The 12,232-nt window shown below is 65.5% G+C and carries 19 protein-coding genes; all 19 read right to left on the reverse strand.

Features of this window, described 5'->3' with window-relative positions:
• Window positions 1–49: 49 nt before the first annotated feature.
• On the reverse strand, window positions 50–310 hold the full coding sequence (locus ACV7JP_RS04755; protein WP_457798084.1) for a hypothetical protein: 261 nt from the start codon (window positions 308–310) through the stop codon (window positions 50–52).
• A 139-nt stretch (window positions 311–449) separates the two neighbouring features.
• Complete coding sequence (locus tag ACV7JP_RS04760; RefSeq protein WP_457798085.1) at window positions 450–677, reverse strand: hypothetical protein; 228 nt, start codon at window positions 675–677, stop codon at window positions 450–452.
• 6 nt (window positions 678–683) lie between these two features.
• Window positions 684–923 carry a DUF2312 domain-containing protein gene (locus tag ACV7JP_RS04765; protein ID WP_457798086.1) on the reverse strand — a complete coding sequence of 80 codons (240 nt, stop codon included), beginning with the start codon at window positions 921–923 and terminating at the stop codon, window positions 684–686.
• A complete protein-coding gene (locus ACV7JP_RS04770; protein WP_457798087.1) occupies window positions 920–1,417 on the reverse strand; it encodes a phage baseplate assembly protein V in 498 nt (165 codons plus the stop codon). Before ACV7JP_RS04770 ends, ACV7JP_RS04765 begins: the two co-directional genes overlap by 4 nt.
• Complete coding sequence (locus ACV7JP_RS04775; RefSeq protein ID WP_457798088.1) at window positions 1,395–2,417, reverse strand: phage late control D family protein; 1,023 nt, start codon at window positions 2,415–2,417, stop codon at window positions 1,395–1,397. The genes ACV7JP_RS04770 and ACV7JP_RS04775 overlap by 23 nt, the downstream gene beginning before the upstream one ends.
• A complete protein-coding gene (locus ACV7JP_RS04780) occupies window positions 2,417–2,647 on the reverse strand; it encodes a tail protein X (protein WP_457798089.1) in 231 nt (76 codons plus the stop codon). Before ACV7JP_RS04780 ends, ACV7JP_RS04775 begins: the two co-directional genes overlap by 1 nt.
• Entirely contained in the window at window positions 2,647–3,120 is a 474-nt protein-coding gene (locus tag ACV7JP_RS04785) for a phage tail protein (protein WP_457798090.1), read from the reverse strand. Before ACV7JP_RS04785 ends, ACV7JP_RS04780 begins: the two co-directional genes overlap by 1 nt.
• Window positions 3,120–5,345, reverse strand: coding sequence for a phage tail tape measure protein (locus ACV7JP_RS04790; RefSeq protein WP_457798091.1), 2,226 nt, complete (start codon window positions 5,343–5,345; stop codon window positions 3,120–3,122). Before ACV7JP_RS04790 ends, ACV7JP_RS04785 begins: the two co-directional genes overlap by 1 nt.
• 27 nt (window positions 5,346–5,372) lie before the next feature.
• Window positions 5,373–5,504 carry a hypothetical protein gene (locus ACV7JP_RS04795; protein ID WP_457798092.1) on the reverse strand — a complete coding sequence of 44 codons (132 nt, stop codon included), beginning with the start codon at window positions 5,502–5,504 and terminating at the stop codon, window positions 5,373–5,375.
• Between the two features lie 32 nt (window positions 5,505–5,536).
• Window positions 5,537–5,899, reverse strand: a complete 363-nt coding sequence (locus ACV7JP_RS04800; protein ID WP_457798093.1) for a hypothetical protein — start codon at window positions 5,897–5,899, stop codon at window positions 5,537–5,539.
• A gap of 257 nt (window positions 5,900–6,156) precedes the next feature.
• Window positions 6,157–6,672 (reverse strand): phage major tail tube protein, encoded by a 516-nt coding sequence (locus ACV7JP_RS04805; protein ID WP_457798094.1) that lies wholly within the window; start codon window positions 6,670–6,672, stop codon window positions 6,157–6,159.
• A 54-nt stretch (window positions 6,673–6,726) separates the two neighbouring features.
• Window positions 6,727–8,019 carry a phage tail sheath family protein gene (locus ACV7JP_RS04810; protein ID WP_457798095.1) on the reverse strand — a complete coding sequence of 431 codons (1,293 nt, stop codon included), beginning with the start codon at window positions 8,017–8,019 and terminating at the stop codon, window positions 6,727–6,729.
• Between the two features lies 1 nt (window position 8,020).
• Window positions 8,021–8,323, reverse strand: a complete 303-nt coding sequence (locus ACV7JP_RS04815; RefSeq protein WP_457798096.1) for a hypothetical protein — start codon at window positions 8,321–8,323, stop codon at window positions 8,021–8,023.
• Window positions 8,323–8,832, reverse strand: a complete 510-nt coding sequence (locus ACV7JP_RS04820) for a Gp37 family protein (RefSeq protein WP_457798097.1) — start codon at window positions 8,830–8,832, stop codon at window positions 8,323–8,325. Before ACV7JP_RS04820 ends, ACV7JP_RS04815 begins: the two co-directional genes overlap by 1 nt.
• Window positions 8,829–9,311 (reverse strand): phage protein Gp36 family protein, encoded by a 483-nt coding sequence (locus ACV7JP_RS04825; protein ID WP_457798098.1) that lies wholly within the window; start codon window positions 9,309–9,311, stop codon window positions 8,829–8,831. Before ACV7JP_RS04825 ends, ACV7JP_RS04820 begins: the two co-directional genes overlap by 4 nt.
• A gap of 18 nt (window positions 9,312–9,329) precedes the next feature.
• Window positions 9,330–9,527, reverse strand: a complete 198-nt coding sequence (locus ACV7JP_RS04830) for a hypothetical protein (RefSeq protein WP_457798099.1) — start codon at window positions 9,525–9,527, stop codon at window positions 9,330–9,332.
• 9 nt (window positions 9,528–9,536) lie between these two features.
• Window positions 9,537–10,484 (reverse strand): hypothetical protein, encoded by a 948-nt coding sequence (locus tag ACV7JP_RS04835; protein WP_457798100.1) that lies wholly within the window; start codon window positions 10,482–10,484, stop codon window positions 9,537–9,539.
• A gap of 19 nt (window positions 10,485–10,503) precedes the next feature.
• Window positions 10,504–10,863, reverse strand: coding sequence for a capsid cement protein (locus ACV7JP_RS04840; RefSeq protein ID WP_457798101.1), 360 nt, complete (start codon window positions 10,861–10,863; stop codon window positions 10,504–10,506).
• Between the two features lies 1 nt (window position 10,864).
• Window positions 10,865–11,995 (reverse strand): hypothetical protein, encoded by a 1,131-nt coding sequence (locus tag ACV7JP_RS04845; RefSeq protein ID WP_457798102.1) that lies wholly within the window; start codon window positions 11,993–11,995, stop codon window positions 10,865–10,867.
• Window positions 11,996–12,232 lie beyond the last annotated feature (237 nt).

Raw genomic sequence — 12,232 nt, forward strand, 5'->3', positions numbered from 1 at the left:
GGTTTCATTTGCGGCGGGATCGCCCCGCCGCAGATTTCGCAAGATCTGGTCACAGCCGGATCGCGTCGAATCCCCACTCGTATCGGCCGTCATCGCTCGGCTCGATGTCTCCACAGGAGATATAATTTTCGATCGCCATTTTGATGTGGTCGATTTCCGCCGGAGTGGGTTCGGCCCAGATTTCCTCGGCCGTGCGCGATTTGTCGGCGATGGCGAATATTGCGGAGGCGACGGCCGGACAGGTCTGATGATTGTCACGCCAGGCGGCGTCGACGTCGACGTCGACGAATTGGTAATTTCTGGAGGTCATTTTCATCTCCTTGCGCCATGTGGCGTCTCAGTTGACTCGTGTTTTATATTGTGTGTCGCGCGGTGTGTCAAGCGGAGAGAACTCGCACGCGTAGCCCGGCCCGCGTCCGGGGCAACCCGGCCCCGCTACTCGCGCCCCATCACCACGGATAGAGGATATGCGTTTTCGCGCCCATCCTAAGCGCGTAGAGATTGCGTCGCGCGCGCTGCAATAGATCGCTGTCGCCAAGGGAGTCGAGCACGCGCTCCAATTCGTCGGCGGCCGCCCGCAACCGCTCGACCGCCGCCAGCTCCTCCGGGCTGTATTGACCAAATGCCCGGCGCTCCTTCGCCTCCGGACTCATGTCCTTTGTGAACATGTCCATCATCGCACCTCACGACATGCCGAGCGCCGACATATAGAGGTCGAGGATTTCCTCTTCCTCCTGCCGGCGCGCCTTGTCCTGCCCGCGCAGCGAGACGATCTTGCGGATAATCTTCGGATCGTAGCCCGTGCCCTTGACCTCGGCGTAGATGTCCTTGACGTCGTCGCCGATCGCCCGCTTCTCCTCTTCGAGCTTCTCGATGCGTTCGACGAAAGCCCGCAGCTCGCCCGCATTCACCGCGTCGCTCATTTTTTCCTCCTCTGCGGTTCGTCCACCTGACCGAGGACGATCGGCTTGTTGACGACGCCGCCGTCCTTGGTGAGCTTCAGGCGCATGTCACCGACCGCAAAAAAGAGCGTGCCTTGTTGCGGCAGCGTGATCCGATGCACATGCGTCTTCGGATCGTGCTCATGGATGGCGCCGTCCTCGAATTCGACATGGTGGTTTTCCTTCGCGGTCTCCGGCCGCGCATCCGCCTCGCTGTAGAGGCCGCCGAGAATCACGCCGTCCTCGCCGCGCCAGTCCACCAGGCAGGCCACCTGCTCGCCCTCGCGCGGCGTATGGGCGTGGCGATTGCCCTTGGCGCCGGCGCTCATGATCGAGAGCCAGAAGCTCTGGACGCCGTCCTCGTCCTGGAATTTCACGCGCACGCGCCAGGGCTTCTCGGAGTCGATCTTCTCGACGACGCCCCGCTTGAACTGCGCGCTGCCCTGGAGCGCGCTACTTTGCTGCTTTCCGCGCATCGTCGAGCTCCATATTCGTCGTATAGCCGCCGCGCGCCAGCCGGTGGCGCGCGCTCGAAATGATGTATTTGCGGTCCCACCGCCCGAATTTCGAAAGCTGCACGGTCTGCCCGGCCTGGCAGGAGGGATCGCCGTAGATTTCGAAGGTCGCGCCCCAGGCCGCCATATTGGCCTTCTGCAGGCGCGACTCGGCGAGCTTCTTCGCCTGGCCCTGGCTCTCGACGCGTTCGTCGATGCGCAGCGCGTCGCCCGTCTGGATGTCCCGGTCCTCGGCCTCGACGTCGATAAGCTTCTTCTTGTTGCCGTCGAAATAGCTGACGCGCGCCTTGCTGTGCGTGCCCTCGGATTTATGCGTCAGATTATAGCTGATGATGGCGCGCTCGCCGCGCGCGAGCATTCGCACGGCCGGCCGAGAGAACAGCTCGTCGCGATCCATATAGATCGCCCTTTTTCCCTTAACCGCGAAGAAACTGCCGTAATCATTGGCGAGCCGCGCGAGAAATTCGAGATCGCGCTCGCGCCGCTGCGTCACGCGCTCGAAGGCGATCTCCGGCGGCGTCCCGACAAGCGCTAGCCCATGCTCGGAGAGCACGCCATGCGCGATCTGCCGCTGGCTTTTCCTTTCGAACTCGCGCGTCTTCGGCGTCTTCAGCGCCTTGTCGACGGGCTTCGATTGGCCACGAATGCGGAAGATGTCTCCCGCTCGATCTCCGAATGCGTTGGGCTCGTCGAGAAAAAATGTGCCCATGTCGAGGAGCTTGCCGCCCTTGTAGCCGAGCTGGCCGCGCAGCTCGTCGTTGAGGTCGGGAAACCATCTGTCGAACCAACGCCCATGGTCGTTCTTGAGATCGAGAATGATCTCGTCCGCCTCGTCGTCCAGATTGTCCGTGAACGTCAGCGAGATGACCTCGCTCTCTATGTCGGACCATATTTCGCGCCCCTTGAAATAGAGCTTCGCGGTCGGCGCGCCGAGCGCGGGGAGGTCCGTCATCGCGCGCATCAGCGCCTCCATGGCGGGACGTCGTCCGCCGACTCGACGTCGTCGAGGATCGGGATTCGGAGCTCCAGTCCCGCCTCGAGCACGGTCGGGATCGGGGCGAGCGGCGCGGTCGCGAAAAGCGCGCGATTGGCCTCGATGATCGGGGCGTAGCGGCTCGGGTCGCCATACATGCGGTAGGCAATGAGGTCCCAGCGATCGCCCGGCTTCGTGGTTTCGACGATGTAGCCCATCAGCGCCTCGCCAGCACATTGAGCGCCGCATTGGCCGCCCGCGCCGGCGCAACCGCCTGCTGGAGCTGCTGGGCCAGCCCTTCGAGATTTTGCACGGGCGCCTCGATCAGCGTCAGATGCGCCTCGATTCTGACGACCCGGCCCGCCGGCGTCGTCTTTCGGATTTCGTCGTCGATGCTTTCGACGATGAAGCGCACGCCGGCGAAGGCGCCGTCGCCAGGCACATAGGGCAAAGGCGTGCGCGCGCGCCGCGCCTCGCGCAGCCGGCCCATCTCGCTTTCGGGATCGCAAAAGCTCTCGCAGAAGAAAAACGAAAGCTTCTTGCCCGCGAGATCGTCGCCCATGTCCTGAAGCGCCGGCTTGCCGGTCGCGACGTCGATCCGCGCCAGCGTCGCCTTCTCGCTGCCCCCGGCCTCCGTGGGTCCGGTGAGCGGCGAGAGGCCGATGGGGATGGCGCCGAGCAGAGCGAACATCAGGCGGTGTCACGATAGGAGAGACGCGATTTCGCGTCGCTCTCGCGGCGCAGAATGGCCGCCAGCTCATGAGGATGCTCGCGCAGATATTTGCGGATTTCCGCCGCGACGTCCCCGCCGCCGGCGACCTGGACGCGCGGCGCGTAATGGATGGTGTGCCCGCCATTCGCGACATGTGCCGGCCGCAGCCCGCCACGCGAGGCGATCACGCCAGTGGCGGGGAGATTGATGCGGCCGTGCTTTTCGAGGCGAGAATGCTCGGGGCCCGGCTGCAGCGCGGGCGTCCGGACAGCGCCGGGCGCGCCGAGGCTGTTAAGAGTCCGAATACTTTGCGTAAGCGAGTCGATCGCCTTCTGCGCCGCAGCCGCCGACGCGATCGCCCCGCTCGCGTCGACGTTCACCGTCGCCGTTGTCCCGTTCAATTTCTGAAGGGCGTCAAAGGCGCTGTTCGATGCATTCGTGACTTTCTCGGCCGCCTGGGCGAACTGGCTGGCGTCGAGCATGTCTTTGCCGAACCCCTTCGTCCGGGCGAGGTGCGGCGTGTTGCCTTCAGACAGCGCCATCGTCGGTGTCTGCTTAATCACAGCCGGCGGCTCGCGATTGAGCCCGAGGGCGGCTTCGTAGTCCGCGACCGAAAGGCCCTTAGGCTTCACCCCCGCCTTCGACGCCTGCGACCGCTCTTCAGCCGCACGCAGCTCGTCAATTTTCTTCGTGGCAGCCTCGACGATCGGCTCCAGCACGCCTTTGGCCCACGGCTTCGCCCAGGTGGCCATCAGGTCTGTGAGCGAGGCTTTGAGCCTGTTAATCTTCGCTTCCGTGGTGCCGAGCTCGATGTCGAGCGCCGACTGCATCGAGTTATTGTAGTTGCCCTTCGAAAGCGCATCGAGCAGGCGGATGATCTCCGGAGCCGCCTGGGCGAAGCGGAGGCCCTCGTCGAACCACTCACCCCCGAGAATATCCTTCATCGTGCCGACGACGTTCTTGGCGTGCGACGCCTTGTCGAGGAACGTCAGGATGGTCTCCATGGGCTTCGTTTGCATGCCCATCTCGACTTCTTTTGCCGTCATGCCGATGGCTTTGAGCGCCTCCAGCGGCCCATCCTTCCAGCTCGTCGCCGTGCGCAGTCTGCCGGAGAAGAAGGTAAGGAATCGCGACGCCACCTCATCCTGCATGCCGACGCCGCGCAGCGCCGTCATCATGGCGAGCGATTGATCCTCGCCCACGCCCGCCGCCGCCATGCCGGCCGCCGCGCGCTGATACATGGCGCCGATGTCGCGCTCGGCTGCGGCGGAGATGTCGCCAAGGTAATTGACCTTGTCCGCGAACTTTTCGAGATCGGGAATGGTCTTGCCGGTCTGCGCGCGAACCTCAGTGAGCATCTGCGCGGCGGAGCGCGCGTCGACGTCCCACGCCGTCGCCACTTTCGCGGCGAGCAAGCCGAACGTCTCAAGGTCCCGGCCGGCAATGCCTGCGGCGCCGCCCTGGTCGAATATAGCCGCCGTGTCCTGATAGCTCTTGCCAAGCGTCGTCGACACTTTTGCGATCTGACGATCGAGCTGTTCCCAACTCTGCCCGGCTTCGAGGTTCACCTTCTTTTGAACCTGAGCGAAGGCCACCTCTCGCGACATGGCTTCGCCGACGCTCGCCGTCGCAAGTCGCTTCGAAGTCTCATAGGCGGCGTAGGCGCCGATGCCGATCGCTGCGCCGCCGGCGGCGGCGGCCCCCGCTCCAAGCAGATATCCGTAGGGAGTCGCCTGCGAGGCCGCCTCGCGGAGGAATTCCCCTCTCCCACCACCCGGCAGAAACCGCCCGCGCGCGTCACGCCCGCGCGCCCCGGCCGCCGCGACGGCCGCCCCGCTCTGCGCCCGCGCCGCCGTCTGCACGGCCTTCGCCTCCATCGTCGCCGCCGTCGCATGCGCCTTCGTCGCGTCGGCGGCGCGCTTTTCGGCCGTCGCCACGCGCTCGGCGGCGGCGGCCTGCTGGGTGGACGCGCCGGCGGCGGCGTGCGCGCCGGTCCCGAGGCTCTTGGCGGCCGTGGCGGCGCGCTGCATGGCCTCCGCCTCGCGCTTCATCGCCGCGTCCGCCTTGCCGGCGCTCGCGGCCTGCGACTCGTTGGCGGCTTTCGCCGCCTTGGCGATCTGCTCTTCGGATTTGGCGAGCTTGTCGAGCGCGTCCTGACCCTTGACGATGGCTTCGAGGACGAGTTGGAAGTCCATATCCGCCATCGTTGGCTCCTTCTTGCCGCCCGCGATCTACTTCTCGGCCGCCTTGCGGATCGCTTCCGCGACCGCCCGGTCATATTCGGCCTGTTGCCCAACCCAGAACGCCGCTTCCTCGACGCTCATCGCCGTCAGATCGTCGTGGCGCCAGCCCTTATTGACCATGTGCACATGGTCGAAAGGGCTGGGCCAGGCCGCTACTTTTTTCCCGTGGCCTTCTGACGATCTTCTTCGGACTCGAACACCTTGGCGACGCAGGCGAGATGGTCCGTCGCGGAGATGAGGTCGCTATATTCGTCCAGCGTGAGGCGCTCGCCGTCGAAGCGGCAGAGCGTGACGATGTAGATGCGCCTCGCGCGATCGGCGTCGCCGTCGCCCATTGCCTGAGCCTTCATCCAGGCGGCATTCGGCTTGAAAGCCGGAAGCGTGATGGTGACGCCGCTGTCGGGCAGGACGTGCGAGATTTCGCCGGCGGCGACGGCCTTCTCCTTGAAGGCTTTCAGCTTGGCGAGGCCCTTGAGTTCGGCGGCGGGCGTGTCGGCGAGAATGGCTTCGGGCATGATCGCTCCTATAGGAATGAGGTGGCCCGAATTTCACGGGCCTGCGCTATGGCCCGCTGCGCTAGCGGGGGACACCCTCCGCGGGGGCCTCGCCTACTCCAACCCCGACCGAGAGCGCCGTTGGCCACTCCCGGTTTTGCCTTCGGTTGTTTCGCTTCGGGATTTCGTGCGGGCGGCGGGCTGAACCCCTACGTTCGTAGCGTCCCCAATGGGTGCTGGAGGCCTTGCGAGCCGTGCCAGACCGCCCTCTCTGGTATTCAGTAAGTCGACCAGACGTCCTGCCCGTTGACGCGGCAGACCTGGTTGATGACGTCGATCTCGGTCCAGGGCGTCTGGCCGGGCACGCCCTGCACGAAGCGCGTGGCGGACCATTCGATCTCGCCCTCGAAGCGCTCGCCGAGCTTGAAGACGCGCCCGCCGACCTTGCGGATGGCGAGCGTGACGTTGGTGACGACGCGATAGCTGTTGTCCTTGTCGACGCCCGCCGAGCCGAACACGTCGACATAGGAGTGCAGCGCGAGCGGCAGGAAGGTCGCGGGATTGTAGAGGCGCGGATAGAGATCGCTGTCGAGAAATTCGATCGTCGCCTTGCCGGTGAGCTTCTTGAGCGGCCGGCCGGGCAGAGAGAGCACGGCGACCTGGCCGAGCGTTTCGTGCTCCACCTCCATCCATTCGAGATCGGGCGTGCCGAAATCGCGGAAGCGCCCGACCATCGACTTGTCTTCCAGATACACGTCGGCCTGAGTGATCTGGCCGATCTTGGCGGCTGCCATGGTGTGCTCCTATTTGCGCGAGCGGTTGCCCCGGGGCAGAGCGAGCGCCGGAAACTACCCCGTCACCAGCCCGAGGGCGGTGTTGACGAAATTGAGGTCGATATAGCTCTCGATGGTGATGCGATGCATGATGCCCATGATCGCCGTCTTGAGCGTGTAGTAGACCCGGCCTTCATTCGCGATCTGCTCGGCGGTGTTGCGCTGGCGATCGAAATAGAAGCTCGAACCGTAGAGCCAGCCGTCGCCGCCGGGCTCCTTGGTGTGGAGATAGGCGCGGATCCGTTCCTCGACCGCGTCGACAATGGCTGGGCTCGCGAAATTGTCCGTGTAGGGCAGCATGTAGAAGAGGATCGCGTCTTCCAGCACGTCCATGGTGGCGCGCGCATGCAGCCAGGCCATCTGGTCGGAGACCGTCGCCCATTTCGCGGAATGCGCGCCCCAGGTGTTGATGCCGGAGCCGAAGGTGGTCATCGTCGTGACGATGCCCTTCTCGTTGAGAAGATTCGTATCCGTGTCATAGGCGCCCGGCGCGAAATAGATGTCGATCTCCGTGCCGGCGACGTCGGGCATGGGCAGGTTCGAGGGCGAGCGATGCGGCCCCGTCTGCATGGCCGCGACGTTCCACACCCCCGCGAAATGCTGGCTGTAAGGCTGCAGCGTATTTTCGCCGGTGACCGGATCGAGCGCCGAGACGCGCGGATAGCAGATCGCGACGCGCTCGCTCGCCGTGTTGAAGGCGCCGCTGACGCCGCGCGTCTCGATCGCCTGCTGAACGGTCGTTCCGGCGGGCAGGTCCCAGATCGTATGGCCACGCACTTTGTTGGCGACGGTCAGCATCTTCTCGCGCACGCCGGCGAGGCCGGTGAATCCCGGCGCAATGACCCGGCGCGGGAAGAAGCCGAAGCGGTTGTAACAGGCGAAGGCGACATCGAGGCCATAGGGCCGGCCGGCGACGTCGACGCCGCCCACCATCGCCGCCGAGTCGACGAGCGTCGGGTCCGGAACGCCCGCCGTCTTGTGGACGTCCGGGTCGAAAACGTTGTTGACGACGATCGTGCCCGCGCCCTTGCCCGTCGTGTCCTTGTTGAACATCGAATAGAGCGCGGCCGGGATCGTATAGCCTGCTGCGGTCGCGGGATCGCCGAAGATTTGCGACGCCTGCTTTTGCGTGCGGATGATGATCGGCCGGTTGATGTAGGGCGCGCGCGCCTCGGGCGTGTTGTAGAGCGCGTGGATCGGCGCCGTGCCCTGCAGATAGGTGACGGCGGCCTTGACGTCCTTGACGGAGGCCGAGCCGTCGAAATTCTCGATGATCTCGGGACCGTGATGATAGTTCTCGCCGGCCATGTCAGGCTCCTTCGCTGTTACGGCGGGTGCGGCGCGAAGCGCGAGCCTTTTCGGCCGCTTCTTCCACGACCGGCTCTTCCGTCGCGGGCTCTTCCGCAACCGGCTCTTCTGTGGCCGGCTTCAGCCAGCCGCGCGCCTTCCAGACGAGCGCCTGAGGATGATCCTCGGGCAGATCGAGCGTCGTCTTGCCGGGCGTCAGCCAGCCCTCGAACAGCGGCTCCTTATTCGCCTTGCCGTTCTCGAATCCAACGTCGGCCGGATAGATCGTTTCGGCGCCGGAGGGGCCGTTCCAAATGAATTTCATCAGGGAGCCTCGCTCGGATGCGGCCAGCGCCCGCCGATCGCGGGCGCCTCGGCCTGGAAGGTGATGTCGTAGCGCCATGTCTGATCGTTGCGCCCGGCGAGTCCGTCGTCGACCGGATCGAGCGCGGTCGCGCCCTCGATCACCCGGGCCTGCAGCGTCTGGCGCACCAGCTCGATGACGTTGGGCGCGCCGAGCATGCCGGAAACGCCGCGCGCAATGACCGCGACGTCGAACGTGAAGCGGCGCTTCTTGTTGATCGGCATGACGCCGTTGGAGGGCGCATATTTGGAGCCGATCCAGTGGACGAGGACCGCGCCCTCATATTCGCCGATGTCGAAATCCTCCGGCCGGTCGGGAAAATCCGCGACCTTGAACTGCCCCGGCATGGCCTCGGTCAGGATCGCCTTGACCGCGTCGACGAATGTGACCGGCCAGGTGACGGGCGTCTCCTGGGCGCCGGAGAGCGCCGCAGCGAGAGCGGGCGAGGGATCGTCCGGCAGGATCGTCATGAGCGCCGAATCCCGCCGCCGGTCGAGAGCGCGAAGCTGTCGAGGATTTCATCCGCCCGAGACGGCCTGCCCTTGTAGAGCACGGGGGTTTCCTGGGCGGGCTGATCGTCCACGCCGCCCTGCGTCGGATCGACGACGAGCCGGCCTTTCTGCGCGTCGCGCAGCTGCTCCATCGCGTCCTCGTAGCGCTGCTTGATCTGCTCGGCGACGCCGGACGTGTCGCCCACCTTGTAACGCAGGCGATAGAGCGCGATGTCCGTCACCCATCCCTTCACGATGTCCGGAACGGGATCGAAGGGCTTCTTGTAGCGCGCGGCCAGATAGCCGACGACGAGCGCCTCCGTATAGCCGATCGCGCCGGAGAGTTTCACCGTGTCGAGCGTGCGCTGGCCTCGCAGGCCGGAGCCGGCGACGTCGTCGGCCATCGTCGCGCCGATGCGCGCGACGAACTCATCGACCGTCAGAAGCTCTTGCGGCATGGGATGTCCTTTGACGCGCTACGCGGGAGCGTTGACGGCCGCGAGCGCCGCGCCGAGCGTGCCGCCGTCGATGAGCGGCTGCGCCTCCTTGGCGGTCATCTCGATCGTGTCGCCGGCGTCGAACGTCTCGCCGTCGCATAGCAGCGCGCCCAGAACGGGATAGGTGTAGCGCGCGCCATCCGCCTTAACGGCCGCCTTCTGGGGAGCCTTGGCCATAGGACCTCCTTACAGCACGTTGTAGATGAGCTCGGCGGCGTCCGGCATGGCGACGACGGGCGCGCGCTCCTGCGTGAGGCCGTAAATCCAGCTCTTTCGCGAGCGGTCCCAATAGGGCTGCTCGACGATGGGATAGCCGTTGAGGCGATAGGTGTAGGCGTAGGAGGGGACCTGGTAGCTGCCGCCGCGATCGACATAGCCGAGCCAGACGGAGCCGCCGCCCCACACGAACTGGCCCGCGCCGTCGGCCGCCCCCTCGGGCAGATAGATCGCCTCGCCCACAACGATCTTCTCGATCTGCAGATAGCGCGCGATCATGTCGACCGTGATCGACTCGCCGCTCGTATATTTGAATTGATCCTTGATCTTCGAGTTGCGCGTCAGCGCGCGCAGCACGTCGAGCGCAAAGACCATGGTGTTCGGCTGGCGACCGATGCGCTTCGCAAGCTTGGTCTTCAAATCCCCGACGATCTGCAGCGGATCGCTGGCGGGGTCCGAGAATTTGTCCGTTCCCGTGAGCCCGGTCTTCTGGCCAACGCTGTAATTCGCGGGCGTCATGGCGAGCGCGGCGCACGCGACCTCGTGGCCGAGGTCGATCTTATCCGTGACGAGCTGCACGGCCCGCGCGCCCATGTCGATGCCGGGCACGGCCGCCGCCTCCTCCTGGATTTCGCGCGGCACTACGGCGTCGAGCGCATCCTGGTAGAGCGCCACGGGATCGCTTTCGAACCCGAAGGTAAGGGCGGGCGTCGGCGTGCCGGGCGCCCGTCGCGTGCCGCTCTCGACGCGAAAGGCGCGCTGATCGAAGCGAATGATCCGCATGCCGCGCACGGGAATGTTCGCGTAGGGGAAGAGCGCGGGGAAGATGTATTGCGCGTTGGTGTAGCCGCGAACCTGCGTGGTGAGGATCGGATCGATGACCCGCGCCTGGCCGAGGTTCATGTTCTGGGGGGCCATGGGTTTCTCCTAAGAAGCGTCAGGCGATGGCGCGCAGCGTGATCGAGAGGCGCACGATCTTGAGCGCGTAGCCGGCGCCGGCGACCGTCGAGTCGGCGATGGCGACCGCGTCGTCCGTATCCAGCGCCGGAATGGCGCGGCCCTGGAGGTCGCTCTTGACGCGTTGCCCGGCATTGACCGGGGCGCCGGCCTCGACCGAGAGCAGGCCGGTCATGTTCGAGGCGTAGAGCTGGCCGTCGGCGGCGTCATAGGCCGCGACGCCATGGACGAGATCGCCCGCGCCCGCCTGGGCGCCGTCGAACTTCACGAAGCGGTTCTGGACGACCACGCCCGACGCCTTGCGCGTGTCGGAGAGCGTGACGTGATTGACGTAGCCCATGTCACTTGCCTCCCACGGCCTTTACGGCGTCGACGAAAGAGACGCTCGGATTCTGCTTCTGATAGGCGATCGCCTTGGCCTGCAGCTCCAGGCCCTCGCGATCGACGTCCATGCCAGCGGGGGCGGAGAATTCGGCCGCGCCCGGCGACGACCTGTCGGCGGCAAGTTTCTTCTCGCCGAACTCGACGATCTTCGGCGCGCCCGCGAGCACTTCCTTGACGATGTCGAGCGCCGCCTTCTTTTCGATCTTGTCGCCCTCGGCGAAGCTCGCCTCGGCCGGCTGATCCGCGAGCGCGTCGAGCGCGCCGGCGACCTTCTGCACGAAGACGGGGAGAAGCCGGCCTTCGTCGGCGAGCTTTTCGGCGAAGGCGACATGCCCTTCATGCCGCGTCTTGCGCGCCTGATCGGCGATCGCGGCCTCCTGCTTTGCGAGATTGTCCTCGCGGGCCTTCAGCGCGGCCTCGCGCTCGGCGAAGGCCGCATCCTGTTCCTTGCTCATTTGGGACTCCTGGGGTTCTGCGTAGGAGAGGCCGGGACCGTCATCGTCGCGGCGCGCGGCCTGCTCGATCCATTCGATCGTCCAATTCGGCAGAACGCGCTCCGCCTCCTCGCGGCCGTTCTTCTCGATGATCCAGTCGCGCAGTCCGCGAAACAGAGAGGCGACGTCCATGAAGGCGCCGTCGCCGAATTCGATGCTGACGCAGCTTTCGTCGTCCGTCGCCAGCTCCACCGGCGCGAGGCCGGGAACGGCAGGCGCGGCGCCGCCGAGAAATCCGATATGTTTCGGATACCATTTGCCGGGTCGCGGATTGTTCGGCGCGTCAGGGCGGAACAATGAGAGGCTGATCTTCTTGTAGGCGCCGGCGCGCACCGCATCCTCGAAGGCGGGAGCGAGCTTCTCCGGCTCCGCGAAGAGCCTCTGCGCGCCCTCGTCCCAAACGAAGGACTTCGCCCACCCATAGGCGGGCGAGTCCGTCTTGGGATGGCCGACGACGATCGGCGCGGGGGCGCTTACATGGTCATACTCCTGGGCGAGCAAAGCGAGATCGGCGGCCGAAAACGCAATGGGCTCGCCAACCAGCGGCGTGAAGACGCCGGGCTTGAAGACCTCGATGCGTTTTGCTGAATTCATGCGACCCTCGATTTGACGGGCCGCACATTGCCCGCCGCGAGGGGGCTTTTCGCTGCGAAGAGTTCGCAGCCTCTCCGCCGCTCGGGAGAGGAGACGCGTGAAAGCATCGCCTCCGACGCCCGCTTTGGCAAGCGAGGGACGAACGTCAGCTTGGAGGGGCGATTGCCGAAAATCTGACGCCCATCTGACGCTAGGATTCGGTAGGGGCCGCTATATGGGTAGCGGGACGCGCGTTCC

The organism is Methylocystis sp. S23 (assembly GCF_054106005.1).

What these genes read in the sequence shown, in the direction of transcription:
- ACV7JP_RS04780 (WP_457798089.1), bottom strand. Translation starts at nt 2,647, where the DNA reads ATGGGCTACATCGTCGAAACCACGAAGCCGGGCGATCGCTGGGACCTC.
- ACV7JP_RS04785 (WP_457798090.1), bottom strand. Translation starts at nt 3,120, where the DNA reads ATGTTCGCTCTGCTCGGCGCCATCCCCATCGGCCTCTCGCCGCTCACC.
- ACV7JP_RS04760 (WP_457798085.1), bottom strand. Translation starts at nt 677, where the DNA reads ATGATGGACATGTTCACAAAGGACATGAGTCCGGAGGCGAAGGAGCGC.
- ACV7JP_RS04830 (WP_457798099.1), bottom strand. Translation starts at nt 9,527, where the DNA reads ATGGCCAAGGCTCCCCAGAAGGCGGCCGTTAAGGCGGATGGCGCGCGC.
- ACV7JP_RS04775 (WP_457798088.1), bottom strand. Translation starts at nt 2,417, where the DNA reads ATGCGCGCGATGACGGACCTCCCCGCGCTCGGCGCGCCGACCGCGAAG.
- ACV7JP_RS04795 (WP_457798092.1), bottom strand. Translation starts at nt 5,504, where the DNA reads ATGGTCAATAAGGGCTGGCGCCACGACGATCTGACGGCGATGAGCGTC.
- ACV7JP_RS04805 (WP_457798094.1), bottom strand. Translation starts at nt 6,672, where the DNA reads ATGGCAGCCGCCAAGATCGGCCAGATCACTCAGGCCGACGTGTATCTG.
- ACV7JP_RS04815 (WP_457798096.1), bottom strand. Translation starts at nt 8,323, where the DNA reads ATGAAATTCATTTGGAACGGCCCCTCCGGCGCCGAAACGATCTATCCG.
- ACV7JP_RS04810 (WP_457798095.1), bottom strand. Translation starts at nt 8,019, where the DNA reads ATGGCCGGCGAGAACTATCATCACGGTCCCGAGATCATCGAGAATTTC.
- ACV7JP_RS04825 (WP_457798098.1), bottom strand. Translation starts at nt 9,311, where the DNA reads ATGCCGCAAGAGCTTCTGACGGTCGATGAGTTCGTCGCGCGCATCGGC.
- ACV7JP_RS04770 (WP_457798087.1), bottom strand. Translation starts at nt 1,417, where the DNA reads ATGCGCGGAAAGCAGCAAAGTAGCGCGCTCCAGGGCAGCGCGCAGTTC.
- ACV7JP_RS04800 (WP_457798093.1), bottom strand. Translation starts at nt 5,899, where the DNA reads ATGCCCGAAGCCATTCTCGCCGACACGCCCGCCGCCGAACTCAAGGGC.
- ACV7JP_RS04845 (WP_457798102.1), bottom strand. Translation starts at nt 11,995, where the DNA reads ATGAATTCAGCAAAACGCATCGAGGTCTTCAAGCCCGGCGTCTTCACG.
- ACV7JP_RS04790 (WP_457798091.1), bottom strand. Translation starts at nt 5,345, where the DNA reads ATGGCGGATATGGACTTCCAACTCGTCCTCGAAGCCATCGTCAAGGGT.
- ACV7JP_RS04755 (WP_457798084.1), bottom strand. Translation starts at nt 310, where the DNA reads ATGACCTCCAGAAATTACCAATTCGTCGACGTCGACGTCGACGCCGCC.
- ACV7JP_RS04765 (WP_457798086.1), bottom strand. Translation starts at nt 923, where the DNA reads ATGAGCGACGCGGTGAATGCGGGCGAGCTGCGGGCTTTCGTCGAACGC.
- ACV7JP_RS04820 (WP_457798097.1), bottom strand. Translation starts at nt 8,832, where the DNA reads ATGACGATCCTGCCGGACGATCCCTCGCCCGCTCTCGCTGCGGCGCTC.
- ACV7JP_RS04840 (WP_457798101.1), bottom strand. Translation starts at nt 10,863, where the DNA reads ATGGGCTACGTCAATCACGTCACGCTCTCCGACACGCGCAAGGCGTCG.
- ACV7JP_RS04835 (WP_457798100.1), bottom strand. Translation starts at nt 10,484, where the DNA reads ATGGCCCCCCAGAACATGAACCTCGGCCAGGCGCGGGTCATCGATCCG.